16 protein-coding genes and 2 tRNA genes are annotated in these 20568 nt (G+C 70.8%); 8 read left to right on the top strand and 10 right to left on the bottom strand.

Going from position 1 to position 20568, the window contains the following annotated elements:
- The first annotated feature begins 3 nt into the window (after positions 1-3).
- The 6 genes from TR42_RS08335 to TR42_RS08310 all read left to right on the top strand — a co-directional run bounded on the left by TR42_RS08335 (position 4) and on the right by TR42_RS08310 (position 5156).
- Entirely contained in the window at positions 4-1011 is a 1008-nt protein-coding gene (locus TR42_RS08335) for an ABC transporter ATP-binding protein (protein WP_042214819.1), read from the top strand.
- Between the two features lie 77 nt (positions 1012-1088).
- Positions 1089-2252 (top strand): extracellular solute-binding protein, encoded by a 1164-nt coding sequence (locus TR42_RS08330; protein ID WP_236623407.1) that lies wholly within the window; start codon positions 1089-1091, stop codon positions 2250-2252.
- 88 nt (positions 2253-2340) lie between these two features.
- The gene (locus TR42_RS08325; RefSeq protein WP_042214818.1) at positions 2341-3207 is read left to right on the top strand and encodes an ABC transporter permease; all 867 of its coding nucleotides are present in this window, start codon (positions 2341-2343) and stop codon (positions 3205-3207) included.
- The gene (locus tag TR42_RS08320; RefSeq protein WP_042214816.1) at positions 3207-4013 is read left to right on the top strand and encodes an ABC transporter permease; all 807 of its coding nucleotides are present in this window, start codon (positions 3207-3209) and stop codon (positions 4011-4013) included. Before TR42_RS08325 ends, TR42_RS08320 begins: the two co-directional genes overlap by 1 nt.
- Positions 4014-4087: 74 nt before the next feature.
- On the top strand, positions 4088-4492 hold the full coding sequence (locus TR42_RS14300) for a heavy-metal-associated domain-containing protein (protein WP_052405837.1): 405 nt from the start codon (positions 4088-4090) through the stop codon (positions 4490-4492).
- Positions 4493-4682: 190 nt separating this feature from the next.
- Positions 4683-5156 (top strand): hypothetical protein, encoded by a 474-nt coding sequence (locus TR42_RS08310; protein WP_042214815.1) that lies wholly within the window; start codon positions 4683-4685, stop codon positions 5154-5156.
- 76 nt (positions 5157-5232) lie between these two features.
- Here the strand turns inward: TR42_RS08310 and TR42_RS08305 are convergent.
- From TR42_RS08305 to TR42_RS14615, 3 genes are all read right to left on the bottom strand, one after another.
- Positions 5233-5308 (bottom strand) — tRNA-Ala (locus TR42_RS08305).
- A gap of 84 nt (positions 5309-5392) precedes the next feature.
- Positions 5393-5469 (bottom strand) — tRNA-Ile (locus tag TR42_RS08300).
- An 89-nt stretch (positions 5470-5558) separates the two neighbouring features.
- The gene (locus tag TR42_RS14615; protein ID WP_081953255.1) at positions 5559-6527 is read right to left on the bottom strand and encodes a DUF3566 domain-containing protein; all 969 of its coding nucleotides are present in this window, start codon (positions 6525-6527) and stop codon (positions 5559-5561) included.
- A 167-nt stretch (positions 6528-6694) separates the two neighbouring features.
- Between TR42_RS14615 and TR42_RS08290 the strand changes: the two genes are divergently transcribed.
- On the top strand, positions 6695-9049 hold the full coding sequence (locus tag TR42_RS08290; RefSeq protein WP_042214814.1) for a bifunctional lysylphosphatidylglycerol flippase/synthetase MprF: 2355 nt from the start codon (positions 6695-6697) through the stop codon (positions 9047-9049).
- Positions 9050-9130: 81 nt separating this feature from the next.
- Here TR42_RS08290 and TR42_RS08285 read toward each other — a convergent pair whose 3' ends face one another.
- The 3 genes from TR42_RS08285 to TR42_RS08275 form a co-directional block, all read right to left on the bottom strand.
- Positions 9131-10642 (bottom strand): SulP family inorganic anion transporter, encoded by a 1512-nt coding sequence (locus TR42_RS08285; protein ID WP_143058993.1) that lies wholly within the window; start codon positions 10640-10642, stop codon positions 9131-9133.
- Positions 10643-10921: 279 nt separating this feature from the next.
- Positions 10922-12436: a catalase gene (locus TR42_RS08280; protein ID WP_042214810.1), complete on the bottom strand. Its 1515-nt coding sequence runs from the start codon at positions 12434-12436 to the stop codon at positions 10922-10924.
- 26 nt (positions 12437-12462) lie between these two features.
- Positions 12463-12918, bottom strand: a complete 456-nt coding sequence (locus tag TR42_RS08275; RefSeq protein WP_042214808.1) for a Fur family transcriptional regulator — start codon at positions 12916-12918, stop codon at positions 12463-12465.
- Between the two features lie 185 nt (positions 12919-13103).
- On the opposite strand from TR42_RS08275, the gene TR42_RS08270 reads away from it, so the two are divergent.
- Positions 13104-15605 (top strand): FAD-dependent oxidoreductase, encoded by a 2502-nt coding sequence (locus TR42_RS08270; protein WP_042214805.1) that lies wholly within the window; start codon positions 13104-13106, stop codon positions 15603-15605.
- Between the two features lie 59 nt (positions 15606-15664).
- On the opposite strand, the gene TR42_RS08265 is transcribed toward TR42_RS08270, so the two are convergent.
- From TR42_RS08265 to gyrA, 4 genes are all read right to left on the bottom strand, one after another.
- Positions 15665-15964 (bottom strand): hypothetical protein, encoded by a 300-nt coding sequence (locus TR42_RS08265; RefSeq protein WP_143058994.1) that lies wholly within the window; start codon positions 15962-15964, stop codon positions 15665-15667.
- A 59-nt stretch (positions 15965-16023) separates the two neighbouring features.
- On the bottom strand, positions 16024-16776 hold the full coding sequence (locus TR42_RS08260) for an ABC transporter permease (protein WP_042214800.1): 753 nt from the start codon (positions 16774-16776) through the stop codon (positions 16024-16026).
- Positions 16773-17663, bottom strand: coding sequence for an ABC transporter ATP-binding protein (locus TR42_RS08255; protein ID WP_042214798.1), 891 nt, complete (start codon positions 17661-17663; stop codon positions 16773-16775). The genes TR42_RS08260 and TR42_RS08255 overlap by 4 nt, the downstream gene beginning before the upstream one ends.
- Positions 17664-17907: 244 nt before the next feature.
- The gene (gene gyrA, locus TR42_RS08250) at positions 17908-20559 is read right to left on the bottom strand and encodes a DNA gyrase subunit A (RefSeq protein ID WP_042214795.1); all 2652 of its coding nucleotides are present in this window, start codon (positions 20557-20559) and stop codon (positions 17908-17910) included.
- Positions 20560-20568 lie beyond the last annotated feature (9 nt).

Raw genomic sequence — 20568 nt, 5'->3', positions numbered from 1 at the left:
CGCATGGATTCAGCCATCCGCCTGAGGGGCCTGCACAAGCGCTTCGGCGAGACCGTCGCGGTCGCCGATCTCGACCTCGACATCGAGCCGGGGGAGTTCTTCTCGATGCTCGGACCGTCGGGTTCCGGCAAGACCACCGTGCTCCGGTGCATCGCGGGCTTCGAGCAGCCGACCAGCGGCACCGTCGAGCTCTTCGGCGCGGACGTCACCGCCCTCGCACCCTTCGCACGCCCGGTCAACACGGTCTTCCAGGACTACGCGCTCTTCCCCCACCTCAGCGTCATCGCGAACGTCGAGTACGGGCTCAAGGTCGCCGGGGTCGCCCGCAAGGAGCGCCGCGCCCGCGCCGAGGAGGCGCTCGGGCAGGTCAGGCTGGCGGGCCTCGAGGACCGGCGCCCGCATGAGCTCTCCGGCGGCCAGCGCCAGCGCGTCGCGCTCGCCCGGGCGATCGTGCTGCGCCCGCAGGCGCTGCTGCTCGACGAGCCGCTCGGCGCGCTCGACCTCAAGCTGCGTGAGCAGATGCAGGTCGAGCTCAAGGAGCTCCAGCGCTCGCTGGGCATCACGTTCGTCTTCGTCACCCACGATCAGGACGAGGCGCTCACCCTGAGCGACCGCGTCGCGGTGTTCGACGCCGGAGAGGTGGTCCAGCTCGGGACCCCGCGCGAGGTCTACGACCACCCGCGCAACCGCTTCATCGCCTCGTTCGTGGGCTCCGCGACCCTGCTCGAGCCCGAGGTGGCCGAGGCGCTCGGCCTCGCCCGCGCCCCCATGGCCGTGCGCCCCGAGCGCGTCCTGCTCGACGCCCCCGCAGGAGGCGTCCCCGGCACCATCGCCGAGGTCATCTACACCGGCCCCGAGCACCGGATCGTCGTCGACCTGGACGGCCTGGGCGCCCGCATCACCGCGCTCGAGCCGAACATCGGCGCCGGCCACCGCCGCACGCGCGGCGACCGCGTCACCGTCTCCGTCGAGCCCGCCTCCGCGGCGCCGCTCGAGGACGAGGCGGCCTGACCCGGCGCACCCCGAGACCGCACCACCCGCACCACCCACCGCAGCACCCCAGCACCACCCGACGAAAGGAAGCACCAGTGCAGAAGTCCCTGCCCCGCACGGCCCTGAGGGCCGGCATCGCCTCCATGGCGGTCGCATCGCTCGCCGCGTGCGGCACCAGCAGCTCCGATTCCGGCTCCGAGGCCCTCGAGTCGCTCGGCGACACCGAGGGCTCGGTCTCGATCCTCGCGTGGCCCGGCTACGTCGAGGACGGCACCAACGACCCCGCGGTCGACTGGGTGTCCAGCTTCGAGGAGGCCACCGGCTGCATGGTCGAGGCCAAGACCTACGGCACCTCGGACGAGGCGTACCAGCTCATGCAGAGCGGCGGCTACGACGTGGTCGCGGCCTCGGGCGACCTCACGCTGCGCCTCGTCGCGGCGGACCTCGTGTCCCCCGTCAACACCGACCTGCTCGAGAGCTACGAGGGGATCTTCGGCTTCCTCAAGGACAAGGAGTGGAACTCGGTCGACGGCGTCGCCTACGGCGTCCCGCACGGCTACGGCGCCAACCTCCTCATGTTCAACACCGAGGAGGTCTCCCCGGCCCCCACCAGCTGGGACGTGGTCTTCGACAAGGCCTCGGACTACGACGGCAAGGTCACGGCCTACGACTCCCCGATCTACATCGCGGACGCGGCCGTCTACCTCATGACGCACTCGCCCGAGCTCGGCATCGAGAACCCGTACGCGCTGGACGAGGACCAGTTCGCGGCCGCGGTCGAGCTGCTGAAGACGCAGAAGGAGAGCGTCGGCGAGTACTGGTCGGACTACCTCAAGGAGATCCAGGCCTTCGAGTCCGGCGACTCCGTGGTCGGCACCACGTGGCAGGTCATCCAGAACTCGATCAGCACCGGCACCACCGACGTGGTCCTGCCCGAGGAGGGCGCGACCGGCTGGTCCGACACCTGGATGATCGCGTCCGAGACCGAGGCCCCGAACTGCGCGTACGCGTGGCTCGACCACATCGCCAGCCCCGAGATCAACGCGACGGCGACCGCGTACTTCGGCGAGGCCCCGTCCTCCGAGGCCGCGTGCGACTTCCGCGACGACTGCGAGGCGTACCACGCGGGCGACGAGGAGTACGCGTCGCAGATCTGGTACTGGACCACCCCCGTGAGCGACTGCGTCGACGGCCGTGAGGACGTCGAGTGCGTCGACTACTCCGAGTGGACCAAGGCCTGGCAGGAGATCAAGGGCTGATGCCCCGGCGCGGGGGGACGATGCGCATCGTCCCCCCGCGCCGCCGCCCGGCGGTCGCCGGACGCACCCGAGACACCCCTAAGGAACCATGACCACGCACCGCGTCTCCGCGTTTCTCGCCCCTCGCCGGCGCCTCCGGCTCGCCGGTCTGCTCACCGCGCCCGTGCTGTGGCTCGGCCTCGTCTACGTGGTCGCGCTGTCGGCGCTGCTCGTCACCGCCTTCTGGACGGTCGACGAGCTCACCGGTCAGGTGCAGATCGAGTGGACCACCGAGAACGTGGTCGAGGTGGTGACCGAGGCCCTCTACCGGACCGTCACGCTGCGCACGCTAGGGATCGCCGCGCTCGTCACGGTGATCGACGTCCTCATCGCGGTGCCGGTCGCGTTCTTCATGGCGAAGGTCGCCGGTCCGCGGCTGCGGCACCTGCTCGTCATCGCGGTGCTCGCGCCGCTGTGGGCGTCCTACCTGGTGAAGGTCTACTCGTGGCGCGCGCTGCTGTCCTCCGACGGCATCATCGAATGGGTGCTGTCGCCGTTCGGCCTCCACACCCCCGGCTACGGGATCATCGGCGTGGTGCTCGCGCTGTCCTACCTGTGGCTGCCGTACGTGATCATGCCGATCTACGCGGGCTTCGACCGCGTCCCCGACCGCCTGCTCGAGGCCTCCGCTGATCTGGGCGGGCGCGGTTGGCGCACCCTCACCGCGGTGGTGCTGCCGATGATCCGGCCGGCGATCATCGCGGGCTCGATCTTCGCCTTCTCCCTCAGCCTGGGCGACTACATCACCACCGGCATCGTCGGCGGGACCACGCAGATGCTGGGCAACCTCGTCTACACGAACGTCGGCGCCGCGAACAACCTCCCGCTCGCCGCCGCGATCTCCCTGATCCCCATCGGGATCATCCTCGTCTACCTCGCCGCGGTCCGCCGGACCGGGGCCCTCAGGAGCCTCTGATGCAGCTCGGTCGTGCCGCACGTTGGGTGCTCGGCGGTGTCACCGCCGTGGTGCTCGCGCTCATCTACCTGCCGCTCGGCGTGGTCTTCCTCAACTCGATCAGCACGTCCGAGAGCCTCTCGTGGCCGCCGCCGGGCTTCACGCTCGAGTGGTGGGGGCGCGCGCTGCAGAGCGAGGGCGCGCTGCACGCGCTCGGCACCTCGGTGCTCGTCGCGCTGGTCGCCTCCGCGATCGCGCTGGTGCTCGGCACCCTCGCGGCGATGGCCCTGTCGCGGCACCGGTTCTTCGGCAAGGAGAGCGTGAACCTGCTCATCGTGCTGCCGATCGCGCTGCCCGGCATCGTCACCGGCATCGCGCTCAACAACGCCTTCCGCACCATCGTGGGCGTGCAGCTCGGGGTGTGGACGCTCATCGTCGCGCACGCGACGTTCTGCATCGTCACCGTCTACAACAACGCCTTCGCACGGCTCAACGCCTCGGGCACGCGCCTCGAGGAGGCCTCGATGGACCTCGGCGCGGGGCTGTTCACCACGTTCCGGCTCGTCACCTTCCCGCGGCTGAAGTCGGCGCTGCTGGCCGGCGGCCTGCTGGCCTTCGCGCTGAGCTTCGACGAGATCATCGTCACCACGTTCACCGCCGGCCCTGGCGTCACCACGCTTCCGCTGTGGATCCTCCAGAACATGTTCCGGCCCAACCAGGCGCCGGTGGTCGCGGTGATCGCCGTGATCCTCGCGGTCGTGTCGGTGGTCCCGCTCGCGATCGCCCAGCGGCTCACGGCCAAGGACGCGCAGGCCGTCTCGCGCTGAGACGCCTGGCAGATCCGCGACAACCGGGACCAAGGGTTGACCTTCCACCCGAGGGGAAGGCTTACGGTCGGGGCATGACCGATCTCTCCCTCGCCGGCACCTCCGGCACCGTCCTCGACCTCGCCGTCTCGGGCATGACCTGCGACGGCTGCTCCTCGAGCGTGCACGATGCGCTCGTGGCCCTCCCCGGCGTGCGATCCGCGTCGGTGGACCATGCGACCGGCCGCGCGGTCGTGCTGCTCGCCCCCGAGGTCGTGGCGGAGGACTTCGCCTTCGAGGCCGACGCCGCGGTGCACGATGCGGGCTACACCCTCGAGTCGGCGCACGTCACGGCCACCGCCGCGGCCGCGGGCGACCGCGCGAGCGGCGAGGGCTGCTGCGGCGCGGATCGGGCCGAGACCGCTGCCTGCGCCACGCTCACCGAGCACGACGACCTCCCGGCGAACTGCTGCGCGGCGACGGGCAGCTGCTGCTCCTGAGCCGCCATCGCGTCACGGCCGGGCCGGACGTCCGCCGTGCGAAATGTGGGATATCGCACAGCCTGACAGGGTTCACCGCCGCCCCTGGATGCCGATGAGACCTCCGAGGGGTCATCGTCCAGGAGGTGTGCATGCCCGCTCCCGTCCAGTCGCGACACCCGGTCGCCACGCGGTCCATGGGAGCGCCGCGATGAGGGCCTGGCCGACCGCCACGCGGGGCCACTCCCGCCCGCCGGTCGCGGAGCCGGACCTCGACGACAACCCCGTCGCGCATCGTGCGCGCCTCGACCGGCTGCTGTCGCCGCCGCTCAAGCGCGTGGCGCCCCCGGCCCGCCGGATCCTGTGCGGCGCGGTGGTCCACATCGACGAGCTCAGCGGGCGCGTGCTGCGCTGCACGCGCGACCACGGGCACGCCGGCACGGACCACGACAACCTCGGTGCCCAGGTCCTCAGCGACTGGGCGGAGACCGGCGGCGCGGAGCTTCTCACGTCGCCGATCCCGGTGACGCCGCTCGGCCAGACCATCCAGACGATCATGGCCCACATCCGCTCGTACGAGGGCGTGCGGCAGTGGCGCCTCGAGCGCGGGCTGCACGAGGACGCCGCCGCGGCCTGGGAGCGCGCGGAGGCGCTGCGCCTGCTGGTGCGCACGCTCGGGCGGTAGGAGCCGCGCGGGCGCGCGCCCCGCATCGTCCGGGGAACGCAGAAGGCCCCCGCCGGTGGGCGAGGGCCTTCATCAGTGGTGGAGCCTATGGGACTCGAACCCATAACCCCCTGCTTGCAAAGCAGGTGCGCTACCAATTGCGCCAAGGCCCCGTGCGCGGGAGATGGTCATCATCCCACATCTCGGGTGTCGATCTGAAGGTGATGAGCGACGTCGTGTCTGCCATCGAATCACCGTGGTGGGCCCAGGAGGACTTGAACCTCCGACCTCTTCGTTATCAGCGAAGCGCTCTAACCGCCTGAGCTATGGGCCCCTCGCAGCATCCCTGCTGCGGCGTTAAACGATACCTGACGCCGGCCACGAAACAAAATCGCGGCCGGCGCGGCCTCGTTCAGGCGACGATCAGTCGTCGGTGAGGGTCACGTAGACGCCGCCCACCACGGACGAGACCACGTTGTAGAGGAACGCCCCGATGGTCGACAGCGCGGTGAGGAGCACCACGTTGATGACCGCGACGAGGGTCGCGGCGCCCATGACCTTGTTCGGGTCGACGAACTGCATGATGTCGATCTCGGAGTCGGTCGAGAAGAGCTTGACCACCCACTCGTTGACGAGCGCGAAGACGCCGGCCTGGTTGAGCACGGTCCACAGCACGAAGACCGCGACCACGAACATGATGCCCGCGGCGATCGAGAGCAGGAAGCCGAGCTTGAGGGCCGACCACGGGTCGATGCGCGACAGCAGGACGCGCGCCTTGCGCGGGCCGCCCTTGCTCGCGGGCATGCCGAGGTCGTCGCCCGCCTTGAAGCTGTCCGCGGCACGGCCGGCGAGGTCGCGCACCTTGGCGGCGCCGGCGCCGATCGCGGCGGTGCTGGTGACCTTGGCCGCGTCACGGCGGTTCGGGGAGTCCGCGGGTGCCTGCGGAGCTGCGGGCGCCTCGGCGGGGGTCGCGGCGGGCGCGGGCACGCCCGTGGGCGCGAAGGCCTGGGGCTGCTGGGGCTGAGCGGCGCGCGTGGTGGAGATGCCGTCGGGCGCGCTCTGCGGACGGAAGGCCGTGCGGGTCGGGATCGAGCCGGTCGACGTGGGGGCTGCGGACGGCGCGGTGGGCGTCTGGCCGGTCACGGGCGTGCGCTGCGGCGCGGGCGCCGGCGCGGCGGGGGTCTGCGGCGCCGCGGTGCGCGACGTGGGCGTCTGCGTGGAGGCGGGTCGCGTGGTCGGCACCTGCGTCGACGGGGTCTGGGGCTGGGCGGGTGTCTCCGCTCCCACCGGCATGAACGCCCGACGCGACGGGACCTGGCCCGTGGTCGGCTCGGTCGGTCGCGGCGTGTACAGCCCGCGGGCCGTCGAGGTGGTGCGGTCGTCCGCGTTCATTCATGCTCCCTGTCGTGTGACGCGCTCTTCAGCGGGCCGTTCCCGCACGCTCAGGCATGCAGGCATCATCGTCAAGGGTAACCGAGGCGCGTGCGGAGGTCATTCCCCCTGGTCGCGTGGCGCTCCTCACCCTGCCGCGACGGCGCGTCCCGGGCTAGCGTGACCTCATGGCGCCCGATGCTCCCGCCTCCGAGCCCTCGTCACGACTCTCACGCGCGCTCGCCCTCGCAGCGCGCGTGCCCGGCACGATCGCCGTCACCGTGCTGGTGCTCGCGGTCGGCGCGCTCACCGGCGCGCTCTGGCGATCCGCGGAGTCGAGCGGGCTCGTCGAGCGCTGGGGCTGGGGCGTCGACGAGTTCGCCGACGGGCGCTGGATCAACCTGCTCGCCGGCGCCGCGATCGCCCCCGAGCCGTGGATGTACGCGCTCATCCTCGGCACGTTCTGCCTCGGCGGCGGCTACCTCGAACTGCACTACGGCACGCTCCGGATGCTCATCGCGGTGCTCGGCACCCACGTGGCCGCGGTGCTCGGGACGGCGCTCCTGCTGCTCGGCCTCGGGGCGCTCGGCGTCGGCTGGGCCGAGGAGCTCGCGCACGTCCCCGACGTGGGCCTCAGCAACGGCGGCTTCGGAGCCGTGGGCGCGGCGACGGCCGGGTTCCCGCTGCTGTGGCGGCGACGGGTGAGGCTCATCGGGCTGCTGTACTGCGCCGCGATGATCCTCTACGCCGCCGAGATCTGGGACTTCACGCACGCGATGGCCTTCGGCGTCGGCATCCTCGTGGGCCCGTGGATCGTGGGCCGCGCGCGAGAGCCCTTCGACTGGCGCTTCGGCCCGCAGGAGGTGCGCGACACCGCGGCGGTGCTCCTCGCCTTCGGGAGCCTGCACCAGCTGCTGGTGCGCATCTGGCCCGGGCACGGGGGGATCCTCGGCTACGGCGAGGCGCCGGACGATGGCGGCCTCACCACCCTCGCGCTCGTCGGCGGGGCGGTGGTCTCGCTCGCCTTCGCATACGCGCTCCATCGTGGGCGGCGGGGAGCCTGGTGGTACGTGGTGATCCTCACGGGCTTCACGGTGCTCGCGCTCGTCGCGGTCGCCATTTTCGACGGCCTCTCGCCGTCCGGCGCGCTCGACCTGGCGCTCGACGTCGCGCTGCTGGTCCTCGTGATCGGGTGGCGGCGCCATTTCTCGGTCAAGGGCGACCGGTCCAGCCGGGGCCGCGTGTGGAAGCGCGGGCTCGTCACCCTCGCGGCGCTCATGACGTTCACGGTCGTGGCGATCATGGCGCTGCAGGACCAGCTCGAGCCCGCCCCCACGCTGGGGACGGCGGTGGGCGAGGCCGCGGTCCGCGTGTTCGGCGGCACCACCGGGATCGAGGGCACGACGCCCCTCGCGCGCGCGCTGCTCGCGAGCATCGGCGTGATCTGGTTCCTCGCCTTTGCGATCTTTCTCACGAGCCTGCTGCTCGTCTCGCGGCAGCACCGCACCGACGAGTCGGTGCGCGAGCGCTTCATCGAGATCCAGCGGGGCACCGCCCGCATGACGAGCATCGGCTACATGACCCGCTGGGAGGGCATCGACCACTGGATCTCGGACGAGGGCGACGTCGGCATCGGGTTCAAGCAGGTCGGGAGCACCGTGGTGGTGCTGTCGGATCCCGTGGGTCCGGCGGGAGCCGTCGAGCGCGCCCACCTCGAGTTCGCGGACTTCTGCCGCTCCCGCGGGTGGCGGCTGTGCTACTTCGGGGTGAGCGAGGAGGCGCGCGCGACGCTCGAGGGAGCGGGCTGGCGCGCGATCCAGGTCGCCGAGGACACGGTGGTACGGCTGCCCGACCTCGCCTTCACGGGAAAGGCCTGGCAGGACGTGCGCTCGGCGATCAACCGTGCGAAGCGCGAGGGCGTGACCATGCGGACGGTGCGGTTCTCGGACGCGCCGCGCGGCATGAAGGACCAGCTCGAGACGATCTCGGCGCAGTGGGCGGGCGACAAGTCGCTGCCCGAGATGGGCTTCACGCTGGGCGACCTCCGCGAGGCCGACGACCCGAACGTCGAGATGCACGTCGCGGTCGACGCGGACGGCACCGTGCACGGCATGACCAGCTGGATGCCGGTCTACCGGGAGGGCGACGTGGTCGGCTGGACCATCGACATCATGAAGCGGCGCCTCGACGACGGCGTGATGAGCGGCGTCATGGAGTTCCTCATCGCGCAGTCGGCGGTGGAGTTCAAGGAGGCCGGCTACGAGTTCATCTCGCTGTCCGCCGCGCCGCTGAGCTACTCGGGCGAGGTCGAGGGCAGCGTCGAGCGCATGCTCGACGTCCTCGCGGACGCGATGGAGCCCTACTACGGCTTCGCGAGCCTCGAGCGGTACAAGGCGAAGTTCAAGCCCGAGCATCGTCCGCTGTTCCTCATGTACCCGGACGAGGCCCAGCTGCCCGCGATCGCCCTCGCGATCCTGCGGGCCTACCTCCCCGACGCGACAGCGACGGACCTGGTCAAGGCGGCGGTCACCCGCCCCGACTGACCCCTCACCACTCGGCCGGGACACTCACCACGCCAATCCGGCGATACTCGCGCCCCACGGGACGCCCACCTGCCCTCGGGGCTAGTGCCCTGCCCCGAGGTGCCCGGTCATCCGCCCGTGGAACTCGCGCGAGGCCTCGTTGAGGCCCACGATCTCCACCTCGGTGCCGTGCGCGGCGTACTTGTGCTCGACCGCGTCGAGCGCCGCGACGGTCGAGGCGTCCCACACGTGCGAGTGCGTCATGTCGATGACGACCTTCTCGGGGTCGCCCGCGTAGTCGAACTGGCTGTAGAGGTCGTTGGAGCTGGCGAAGAACAGCTCGCCGGCGACGGTGTAGCGGCGCACGCCGTCCTCGACCGGTCCGCCCGCGACCTCCGCGAGGTGCGCGACGCGGCGCGCGAACAGCACCGAAGCGAGCAGCACGCCCGCGACGACGCCGTACGCGAGGTTGTGCGTCACGACCACCACGGCGACGGTGAGCAGCATCACCGACGTCTCCGAGCGCGGCATGCGGCGCAGCGTCGACGGCCGGATCGAGTGCCAGTCGAACGTGGCCCACGACACGAAGAGCATGACCGCGACGAGCGCCGCCATGGGGATGATCGCGACCACGTCGCCGAGCAGCAGGATGAGGATGAGCAGGAACACGCCTGCGGACAGCGTCGACAGGCGGGTGCGCGCGCCGCCGGCCTTGACGTTGATCATCGTCTGGCCGATCATCGCGCAGCCGCCCATGCCGCCGAACATGCCGGTGATGATGTTGGCCGCACCCTGGCCCCAGGCCTCGCGGGTCTTGTCGGAGTGGGTGTCCGTGATGTCGTCGACCAGCTTCGCGGTCATGAGCGACTCGAGCAGGCCCACGAGCGCGAGGCCCAGCGCGTAGGGGAGGACGATGCGCAGCGTGTCGAGCGTCCACGGCACGTCGGGGATGAAGAGGCCGGGCAGGCCCTCGGGCAGCGCGCCCTCGTCGCCGACCGTGGGCACCGCGATGCTCGCGACCACGGTGACGAGCGTGAGGATCACGATCGCGACGAGCGGCGCAGGCACCACCGTGGTGATCCGCGGCCACAGGAAGATGATCGCCAGGCCCGCGGCGACCAGCGCGTAGACCACCCAGCCCTTGCCCGCGAGGTGCGGCAGCTGCGCCATCGCGATGAGGATCGCGAGCGAGTTCACGAAGCCGACCATGACGGAGCGCGGGATGAAGCGCATGAGCTTGGCGACGCCCAGGAGGCCGAGCGCCACCTGGATGAGCCCGCCGAGGATCACGGCGAGCACCAGGTAGTCGAGGCCGTGCTCCTTCGCGAGAGGCGCGACCACGAGCGCGACCGCGGCGGTCGCGGCGGAGATCATCGCCGGGCGGCCGCCGAGGATCGCGATCGACACCGCCATGGTGAAGGACGCGAAGAGGCCCACGCGCGGGTCGACGCCTGCGATGATGGAGAAGGAGATCGCCTCGGGGATGAGCGCGAGCGCGACCATGAGGCCCGACACGAGCTCGATGCGGAGGGTGCGCGGCTTGAGCGCGGCGCGCCAGGACGAGGCGACGGTCGCCTCGGGGACGCCGGTCGCGGTGCGGGTGGGCGCGGACATGGTGCTCTCCATCCGGGGCAGGTGCGAGCGCGCGGCGGCGCCACGTGCGTGAAGGGGAGGCCGGCATCGGCCGCGACCAGGGTACCTGCACCCCGTCCGTCGACTCCCAATGGCGAATGTGAATGCCGCGTCGCATGTGACGCACGGGACCGACGCATCGTCCCGGGAGGCACATGCGTCACCTTTGTCATTGGCAATCGGCGGGGGCGGGCGGGCATGACGAAGGCCCGGCCCGTGCTCCGAGGGGGAGGAGCGCGGACCGGGCCTTCCGGGTCCTGCTTAGACGGTGACGGGCTCCACGCCGGTGCCGGGCTCGCCGGCCTCGACGGGCGCCTCGCCCGCGAGGTTCGCACGGAGCTTGGCGCCGAGGTCGGCATCGACGTTGGTCCAGTACTGGATCGCACGCTCGCGGATCGCGTCGGACTTCACCGCGCCGACGTGACCGGTGATCTGCTCGAGGATGTGGGCCTTGCCCGCGTCGTCGAAGACCTCGCGGTACATGGTGCCGGCCTGACCGAAGTCGTCGTCCTCGGCGTGCAGGGTCGCGGCGGCGCGGACCATCTCGCCGTCCGACTCCCAGTTGCCCGCGTCACCGGCACGGGAGGCGTCGGCGTGCGCGCCACCGTGCGAGTTGGGCGCGTAGACCGGGGTGTCGGGCGAGGCGAACGAGTAGCGCATCGCGCCGTCCTTGGCGTACGAGTGACCGTTCGCGTCCGCGGCGTGCGGCGAGTTGACCGGGAGGTCGGCGTGGTTGGTGCCGACGCGGTAGCGGTGCGCGTCCGCGTAGGAGAAGATGCGCGCCATCAGCATCTTGTCGGGCGAGGCGCCGATGCCGGGGACGAAGTTCGACGGGGCGAAGGTCGCCTGCTCGATCTGCGCGAAGTAGTTCTCGGGGTTCTTGTTGAGCTCCATGACGCCCACGGGGATGAGCGGGTAGTCGCCGTGCGGCCACACCTTGGTGAGGTCGAACGGGTTGAAGCGGTAGGTCTTGGCGTCCTCGTAGGGCATGACCTGCACGTAGAGGTCCCAGCGCGGGAAGTCGCCGGCCTCGATGTGCTCGTAGAGGTCGCGGATGTGGTGGTCGCCGTCCGAGCCGGCGAGCTGGCCCGCCTCCTCGATGGTGAGGCCGTGCACGCCCTGCTGGCTCTTGAAGTGGTACTTCACCCAGAAGCGCTCGCCCTCGGCGTTGATCCACTGGTAGGTGTGCGAGCCGTAGCCCTGCATCTCGCGCCACGAGCGGGGGAGACCGCGCTCACCCATGAGCCAGGTCACCTGGTGCGCCGACTCCGGCTGCAGGGTCCAGAAGTCCCACTGCATGTCGTTGTCGCGCATGTGCGAGCCGGGGAGGCGCTTCTGCGAGCGGATGAAGTCGGGGAACTTGATGCCGTCGCGGATGAAGAACACCGGGGTGTTGTTGCCGACGAGGTCGTAGTTGCCCTCGGTCGTGTAGAACTTCAGCGCGAAGCCGCGGGGGTCGCGCCACGTGTCGGGCGAGCCGTGCTCGCCGGCCACCGAGGAGAAGCGCGCGAGCATCTCGGTCTGGACGCCGTCCTGGAACAGCGCCGCGCGGGTGTACTTCGCGATCTCGGGGTTGGTGGTGGTGAACGTACCGAACGCACCGCCGCCCTTGGCGTGGACCACACGCTCCGGAACGCGCTCACGGTTGAACTGCGCAAGCTTCTCGACCAGGTAGTGGTCGGTCAGCGCGGTGACGCCGTTGTTGCCGACGGTCAGCGAGTGCTGGTCCGAGGCGACGGGGGCGCCGGAGTTGGTGGTGGTGAACTTCTCCGACATGGAGGCTCCTCCTTGGGATGTGGCGTTCAGTGGGTGGAGGGGACGGGATCCGATGCGAGGCCGACGGCGGCCTGGCAGTCGAGGCACAGGCCCCAGAACGTGACCTCGGCCTCGTTGAGGACGAAGCCGTGGCTCTCGTTGGGGGTCAGGCACGGAGCGTGGCCGACCACGCAGTCCACGTCGACGATCGCGCTGCATCGCGTGCAGACGAGGTGGTGGTGGTTGTCTCCGACCCGGAGCTCGTAGCGAGCCGGGTGGTCCCCGGGCTCGATCGAACGGGTGAGGCCGGAGCCCGTGAGGTCGCGCAGCACGTTGTAGACGGTCTGGAGGGACACGTCGGGGAGCGTGCGCACGACCTGCGCGTGGATCGCATCGGCCGAGGCGTGCGGGAGACCCTCGAGCGCTTCGAGGACCGCACGTCGGGGCTCGGTGACGCGCAGGCCCGCTCCGCGGAGCAGTCCGGTGGCGTCGCTGAGGGTCATGACGGACAGCGTACGCGCTTTTTTTGAATCATTCAAATGAATCGCTCCGTGCCGTCTGGACCATGGACATAACGCGCGGCCGAGCGCCCGCGCTCCGACAATGGAGTCGGGACTTGATACCCCCAGGTGTGGATACCCCGGGGGATATCTTGGTGCGCAGGATCGAGTACCCCTGGAGGTATGTCATGAAGCTTGTCGTCATCGGTGGTGTCGCCGCCGGAGCATCCACCGCCGCGAGGGCGCGGCGTCTCGACGAGTCCGCCGAGATCGTGGTCTTCGAGCGCGGCCACCACGTCTCGTTCGCGAACTGCGGGCTCCCGTACCACGTGGGCGAGGTCATCTCGGAGCGCTCGCGCCTCCTGCTGCAGACCCCCGAGAGCCTGCGCGAGTCGCTCGACCTCGACGTGCGCATCGCCACCGAGGTCGTGTCGATCGACCGCGAGGCCAAGACCGTCACCGCGCGCGAGGTCGACAGCGGCCGCGAGTACACCGAGTCCTACGACAAGCTCGCCCTCTGCATGGGCGCCGAGGCTGTCCGCCCGCCCCTGCCCGGCATCGACCACCCCGCCGTCGAGGTGCTGCGCCGCATCGGCGACATGGACCGCATCAAGTCCCGCCTCGACTACGCGATCGCCGAGCAGAAGGCCGGCAAGCGCGGCACCGTGACCGCCGTCGTCGTCGGTGCCGGCTACATCGGCCTCGAGATGGCCGAGAACCTCCACCACCGCGGCGTGCACGTCGACGTCGTCGAGCTCTCCGACCAGATCCTCCCGCCGGTGGACCACGAGATCGCCACCCCGGTCGAGCAGCACCTCCGCATGCGCGGCATCGGCCTCCACCTCTCGACGGCGGCCGCGGCCTTCCAGCCCCTCTCCGACAGCGACGGCGCCGACCGCGTGAGCGTCGAGCTCAACTCGGGCACCGTGCTCAAGGCCGACCTCGTCATCCTCGCCGCGGGCGTCAAGCCTGCCGTCGAGCTGGTCAAGGCCGCCGGGATCGAGCTGGGCGAGCGCGGCGGCATCAAGGTCGACACGCACATGCAGACCTCCGACCCCGACATCTACGCCGCGGGCGACGCCGTCGAGACGCCGCACCCCGTGCTCCCCGGCAACTACCTCGCACCTCTCGCCGGACCCGCCAACCGCCAGGCGCGCGTCGCCGCGGAGAACATCTGCGGCCGCGACACCGAGTACAAGTCGACCCAGGGCACCAGCATCGTCAAGGTCTTCGACATGACCGCGGGCGGCACCGGCGCGACCTCGCGCCAGCTCGACGCCGCGGGCGTCGAGTACCGCGTCGCGCACGTCCACCCGTCGGGCCACGCCGGCTACTACCCCGGCACGGCGATGATGCACATCAAGCTGCTGTTCTCGCCCACCGACGGCCGCGTGCTCGGCGCGCAGGCCTGCGGCTTCGACGGCGTCGACAAGCGCCTCGACCTCTTCGCGATGGCGGTCCGCTCCGGCCTCACCGTCTTCGACCTCGAGGAGCAGGAGCTCGCGTACGCGCCGCCCTTCGGCTCCGCGAAGGACCCGGTCAACATGGCGGGCTTCGTCGCCTCGAACACCATCCGCGGCGACTTCACCCTCTGGTACGCCCAGGAGTGGCCGCTGCCGCAGGGCACGCGCCTCATCGACGTGCGCACGCCCGAGGAGTACGGCATCCACCACCTCGCCGGCGCGGAGTCGGTCCCGCTGGCCACGTTCCGCGAGGCGGTGAAGGGGTGGGAGGACAAGGACCAGCCCATCCGCCTGTACTGCGCCGTCGGCTTCCGCTCGTACCTCGCGCACCGCATCCTCGTCCAGAACGGCTTCACCGACGTCGCCACCCTCTCCGGCGGTTCGACCACCTTCGGCCATGTCCACGACAACCCTGCCGACCAGTACGTCGCGCAGCCGCCGATGGAGAACTACGCGGAGAAGGTCTCGGTCGCCTCGGCCGTCGCCGCCGCCACCGGGCAGCTGACCGAGCTCGACTGCACGGGGCTGGCGTGCCCCGGACCGATCATGCGCCTCGCGGACGCGATGAAGAAGGCCAACGCCGGCGACGAGGTCCGCGTGACCGTCTCCGACCCGGGCTTCGCGCTCGACGGTCCGGCCTGGGCGTCCAAGAACGGCCACACCCTCGTCACGCTCGAGCCGAAGGGCCCTGGTTTTGTGGGCACCTTCCGCAAGGGCGGCGTGGTCCCGGTCTCGACCGGAGCATCGTCCACCGGCGCCAACAAGACCTCGATGGTGGTCTTCAGCGGCGACCTCGACAAGGTGCTCGCGGCGTTCATCATCGCCAACGGCGCGGTCGCCATGGGCGACGAGGTCTCGATGTTCTTCACCTTCTGGGGACTCAACGCCCTGCGCAAGGCCGAGCCGCCGAAGCGCGAGAAGAAGATGATGGACAAGATGTTCGGCGCCATGATGCCGCGCGGAGCGGAGAAGCTCACGCTGTCGCAGATGCACATGGCCGGCGCGGGCACCGCGATGATCAAGAACGTCATGAAGCAGAACGACGTGGCGTCGCTGCCCGAGCTCATCAAGTCGGCCCAGGACGGCGGCGCCCGCCTGCTGGGCTGCACGATGACGATGGACCTGCTGGGCATGGCGCAGTCCGACCTGCTCGACGGCGTCGAGCTCGCGGGCGTCGCGACCTTCCTGGGCGAGGCGAACGAGAGCGGCACCACGCTCTTCATCTGACGCCCCTACGGACCGACACGCCGCATCGTCCCTTCGGGGGGCGGTGCGGCGTCGTCATGTCAGCCGAAGGCCGCCGCCTGCTCCGTCACCTCGTCCGAGGTGGGGGTCACGCCCTCGCCGAAGATCCCCGTGAAGGCGATCCCGAGGAGCAGCGCGATCAGCGACGCCAGGGTGACGATCACCCCGAGCGCGATACCCGAGCCGCTGCGGTCCCGCACGCCGAGCACGAGCGCGGTGACGGACAGCGCCGTCGCGATCACCGCGACGATGACGCCGGCGACGGGCACCCAGAACAGCACGAGCGCGATGATCGCGCACACCAGCCCGCCCACGCCGAACCAGAAACCGCGACCAGCCACGTGTGCCTCCGTTCGTGCGCTCCTCGGAATCTATCAAGAGGGGCCGGGACGCGCCCCGGTCAGATCCGCGGCTGCCGCCGCGCGAAGGCCCAGCCGGCGCCGGCCAGGCCCAGCAGCGTGATCGCTGCGCACCACACCGTCATCACCCCCGCCGAGGAGCCTGGGCTCTCGCCGCCGAGGAAGGCGCGCATCGTGTCGACCACCGGCGTCATGGGCTGATGGCGGGCGAAGCCCTGGAGCCACGTCGGCATCGTCTCGATCGGCACGAAGGCGCTCGACGCGTAGGGGAGGAAGAGCAGGGCGAAGCCGTAACCGCTCGCCGCCTCGACCGACCGGGCCGCGACGCCGATCGCGGCGAAGACCGAGGTGATCGCGAGGACCCACATCGTCACCGCCGCGAGCAATCCGAGCCAGTCGAGCGGACCTGCCCCCGGGCGGTAGCCGAGCAGCATGGCGACCGCGATCACCACCGCTGTCGCGACGAGGTTGCGCAGCACCGAGGACAGGACGTGGCCCAGCATCGGCGCCCAACGCGGCACGTCCATCGTGCGGAAGCGATCCATCATGCCCTCGTTCATGTCCCGCGCTACCGACACGGCCGTGGTCGCGGCGCCGAACCCCGCGCAGACGAGCACCACGGCCGGCACCACGAAGTCGAGGTACGCCTCGCTGCGGCCCGCGAGCGCCCCTCCAAACACGTAGACGAACATGAGCATGAGCACCACGGGGAGCAGCACCGACTCGATCAGCGTCTCCACATCGCGGACCGCGTGAAGGACGGCGCGGCGGGTGAACGGCAGGACGGCGTTCACCGCGGGGCCTCATCGCCATCGTCGTCGGTGAGGCGACGGAACACGTCGTCGAGCGTGGCGGCATGGACCGCGATGACGCTGTCCGCACCGAGGGCTCCGCGCGCCTCGAGCCGCGCGAGCGCATCGCGCAGGCCTGCGGCCGTGCCGTCGGATCCCTCCGAGTCGACCTCCGCGCCGTCGCCGTCGACCACCGCGACGGTCGCGCCTCCCATCCGTGCCTTGAGCTCCGCGGGTGTCCCCTCGGCGACGATGCGCCCGCGGTGGAGCACGAGCACCCGATCAGCGAGGGCGTCCGCCTCCTCGAGATACTGCGTGGTGACCAGCACGGCGGCCCCCGCCTCGGCGAGCTCGCGGACCCGCTCCCACAGCGCCGAGCGTGCACGCGTGTCGAGCCCGGTGGTGGGCTCGTCGAGGAACACCACGTCGGCGGGCGCGACCATCGACAGCGCGAGGTCGAGCCGCCGGCGCATGCCGCCCGAGTAGGTGCGGACGCGCTTGCGGCCCGCGTCGCTGAGGCCCGACCGCTCGAGCAGCTCCTGCGCGCGCACTCGGGCGTCGCGCCTGCTCAGACCCCGGAGCTCGCCCATGAGCTCGAGGTTCTCGGCGCCGGTGAGTGTCGCGTCGACGGAGACGTTTTGCCCCGTGGCGGAGATGCGCCGGCGCACCTCGCGGCCCGCGGACGCCACGTCATGGCCCGCGACCGCGACCCTTCCGGCGTCCGCCGGCGTCACGGTCGTGAGGATCCTCAGCGTGGTGGTCTTGCCGGCCCCGTTCTCGCCGAGCAGCGCCACGATGCTGCCGCGCGCCACGGAGAACCGGATGCCGTCCAGCACGCGCTGGTCACCGAAGGACTTCTCGAGCCCCTCCACCACGATCGCATCGGCCATGTCCCCGCCTCGGACGCCCCGTGCTCCCCCGGGAAGAACGCTACGCCTCTCGCGACGGGGACGGGGAGCGACGGTGAGCGCCCCATGCGAAGCATCGATGTCGCTGAGGCGTCCGTCGATGCCCCATTCCGGCGGGACGATGCGGGGAGCGGCGGAGGAGAGGCGGGCCGGTATGCAGGAGGGGCCGGGTATGCAGGAGGGGCCGGTCGCGCGATGCGACCGGCCCCTCCTGTTCGGCTCGGGATCACTCCGCGGCGGGAGCCTCCGGGGTCGGCTCGGCAGCCGCCTCGGGCGCGGTCGCCTCGGCGGCGGGCGCGACGTCCGCACCCTCCTCGGCCTCCTCGCCCTCGAGAGGCTCATCGCCGTCGAGGTTGCGCTCGACGTTGCGCGCGATGCCGATGATGCGGTCGCCCTTGCCGGGCTTCGCGAAGATCACGCCCATCGAGTTCTTACCCTTGACGGGGACCTCCGACACCGCGGAGCGCACGACCTTGCCGGACTCCATGATGACGAGCACCTCGTCGGTGTCCTCGACGAGCATCGCGCCCACGAGGTCGCCGCGCTCCTCGGTGAGGGTCGCGACCTTCACGCCGAGCCCGCCGCGGTGCTTCGCGCTCCACGCCGAGGCGCTGGTGCGCTTGGCGTAGCCGTGGCGCGTCACCACGAAGGAGAACGGGCCGTCGGAGACCGCAGGGGCCTCGTCGTCGCCCTCGACGTCCTCGTCGCCCGCGACCGCGGTGCCGGCGAGGATGACGTCCATGGCGAGCAGCTCGTCGTCGCCGCGGAAGCTCATGCCCTTGACGCCCGAGGTCGCGCGACCCATGGGGCGCAGCTCCTCGTCCTTGGCGTTGAAGCGGAGCGACTGGCCGAGACGGGAGACCAGCATGAGGTCGTCCTCGGCGGAGACCAGCCGGGCCGAGACCAGCTCGTCGGACTTGAGCTCGCCGTCCTCGGACTCGACCTCGCGCAGGTTGATCGCGATGAGGCCGCCCGTGCGGTTGGAGTCGTAGGCCTTGAGCTCGGTCTTCTTGACCAGGCCGCGCTTGGTCGCGAGGACCAGGTAGTCCGCATCGTCGTAGCTGCGCAGGTCCATGACCTGGGCGATCTCCTCGCCCGGCTGGAACGCGAGCATGTTCGCGACGTGCTGGCCCTTGGAGTCGCGGCCGCCCTCGGGCAGCTCGTACGCCTTGGCGCGGTAGACGCGACCGAGGTTGGTGAAGAACAGCAGCCAGTGGTGCGTCGTGGTGACGAAGAAGTGCTCGACCACGTCGTCGTTGCGCAGCGTCGCGCCGCGGACGCCCTTGCCGCCGCGCTTCTGCGCGCGGTACTGGTCCGAGCGCGTGCGCTTGACGTAGCCGCCGCGGGTGATGGTGACCACCATCTCCTCCTCGGCGATGAGGTCCTCGATCGAGACCTCGCCGTCGAAGGGGTGGATGACCGTGCGGCGGTCGTCGCCGTACTTGCGGACGACCTCCGCGAGCTCCTCCGAGATGATGGTGCGCTGACGCTGCTCGTTCGCGAGGATGTCGCGCAGGTCCGCGATCTCGACCATGAGGGCGTTGTAGTCGTCCGTGATCTTCTGACGCTCGAGGGCCGCGAGGCGGCGCAGCTGGAGGTTGAGGATCGCGGTCGCCTGGACCTCGTCGACGTCGAGCAGCTCCATGAGGCCCTCGCGCGCCTCCTCCACGGTGGGGGAGCGGCGGATCAGGGCGATGACCTCGTCGAGCGCGTCGAGCGCCTTGAGGTAGCCCTGCAGGATGTGGGCCTCGCGCTCGGCCTCACGGAGGCGGTACGCGGTGCGACGCTGGATGACCTCGAGCTGATGCGCGGTCCAGTAGCGGATGAAGCCGTCGAGGGACAGCGTGCGGGGCACGCCGTCGACGATGGCGAGCATGTTCGCGCCGAACGTCTCCTGCAGCTGCGTGTGCTTGTAGAGGTTGTTGAGCACCACCTTGGCGACGGCGTCGCGCTTGAGCACGATCTCGAGGCGCTGGCCGGTGCGGCCCGACGTCTGGTCGCGGATGTCGGCGATGCCGGAGACCTTGCCGTCCTTGACCAGCTCGGCGATCTTGATCGCGAGGTTGTCGGGGTTGACCTGGTACGGCAGCTCGGTGATCACCAGGCACATGCGGCCCTGGATCTCCTCGATGTTCACCACGGCGCGCATCGTGATGAGGCCGCGGCCCGTGCGGTACGCGTCCTCGATGCCCTTGCGGCCGAGGATGGTCGCGCCGGTGGGGAAGTCGGGACCCGGGATGCGCTCGATGAGCGCCTCGAGCAGCTCCTCGCGGCTCGCCTCCGGGTGGTCGAGGTGCCACTGCACGCCGTCCGCGAGCTCGCGGAGGTTGTGCGGCGGGATGTTGGTCGCCATGCCGACCGCGATGCCGGCCGAGCCGTTCGCGAGCAGGTTGGGGAAGCGCGCAGGCAGGATGCTGGGCTCCTGCTCGCGGCCGTCGTAGTTGTCCTCGAACTCGACGGTGTCCTTGTCGATGTCGCGGACCATCTCCATGGCCAGCGGCGCCATCTTGCACTCGGTGTATCGCGAGGCCGCGGCGCCGTCGTTGCCGGCGGAGCCGAAGTTGCCCTGGCCGGCGATGAGCGGGTAGCGCAGCGACCACGGCTGCACCATGCGGACAATGGCGTCGTAGATCGCCGAGTCGCCGTGCGGGTGGTACTTGCCCATGACGTCGCCGACGACGCGGGAGCACTTGGAGAACGCACGGTCGGGGCGGTAGCCGCCGTCGAACATCGCGTAGAGCACGCGACGATGCACGGGCTTGAGGCCGTCGCGCACGTCGGGCAGGGCGCGGCCGACGATGACCGACATGGCGTAGTCCAGGTAGGACCGCTGCATCTCGGTGTTGAGGTCGACCGCCTCGATCTTCCCGTGGTCCATCTCGGGGGT

This window comes from Demequina mangrovi (assembly GCF_000759715.1).
Taxonomy (GTDB): Bacteria; Actinomycetota; Actinomycetes; order Actinomycetales; family Demequinaceae; genus Demequina; species Demequina mangrovi.
The sequence above is the reverse complement of the archived record's forward strand: the minus strand, read 5'-3'. Positions and strand labels throughout refer to the sequence as shown.

What these genes read in the sequence shown, in the direction of transcription:
- TR42_RS14300 (WP_052405837.1), top strand. Translation starts at nt 4,088, where the DNA reads ATGACCGATCTCTCCCTCGCCGGCACCTCCGGCACCGTCCTCGACCTC.
- TR42_RS08255 (WP_042214798.1), bottom strand. Translation starts at nt 17,663, where the DNA reads ATGGCCGATGCGATCGTGGTGGAGGGGCTCGAGAAGTCCTTCGGTGAC.
- TR42_RS08275 (WP_042214808.1), bottom strand. Translation starts at nt 12,918, where the DNA reads ATGACCCTCAGCGACGCCACCGGACTGCTCCGCGGAGCGGGCCTGCGC.
- TR42_RS08280 (WP_042214810.1), bottom strand. Translation starts at nt 12,436, where the DNA reads ATGTCGGAGAAGTTCACCACCACCAACTCCGGCGCCCCCGTCGCCTCG.
- TR42_RS08320 (WP_042214816.1), top strand. Translation starts at nt 3,207, where the DNA reads ATGCAGCTCGGTCGTGCCGCACGTTGGGTGCTCGGCGGTGTCACCGCC.
- gyrA (WP_042214795.1), bottom strand. Translation starts at nt 20,559, where the DNA reads ATGGACCACGGGAAGATCGAGGCGGTCGACCTCAACACCGAGATGCAG.
- TR42_RS08285 (WP_143058993.1), bottom strand. Translation starts at nt 10,642, where the DNA reads ATGTCCGCGCCCACCCGCACCGCGACCGGCGTCCCCGAGGCGACCGTC.
- TR42_RS14615 (WP_081953255.1), bottom strand. Translation starts at nt 6,527, where the DNA reads ATGAACGCGGACGACCGCACCACCTCGACGGCCCGCGGGCTGTACACG.
- TR42_RS08335 (WP_042214819.1), top strand. Translation starts at nt 4, where the DNA reads ATGGATTCAGCCATCCGCCTGAGGGGCCTGCACAAGCGCTTCGGCGAG.
- TR42_RS08325 (WP_042214818.1), top strand. Translation starts at nt 2,341, where the DNA reads ATGACCACGCACCGCGTCTCCGCGTTTCTCGCCCCTCGCCGGCGCCTC.
- TR42_RS08310 (WP_042214815.1), top strand. Translation starts at nt 4,683, where the DNA reads ATGAGGGCCTGGCCGACCGCCACGCGGGGCCACTCCCGCCCGCCGGTC.
- TR42_RS08270 (WP_042214805.1), top strand. Translation starts at nt 13,104, where the DNA reads ATGAAGCTTGTCGTCATCGGTGGTGTCGCCGCCGGAGCATCCACCGCC.
- TR42_RS08290 (WP_042214814.1), top strand. Translation starts at nt 6,695, where the DNA reads ATGGCGCCCGATGCTCCCGCCTCCGAGCCCTCGTCACGACTCTCACGC.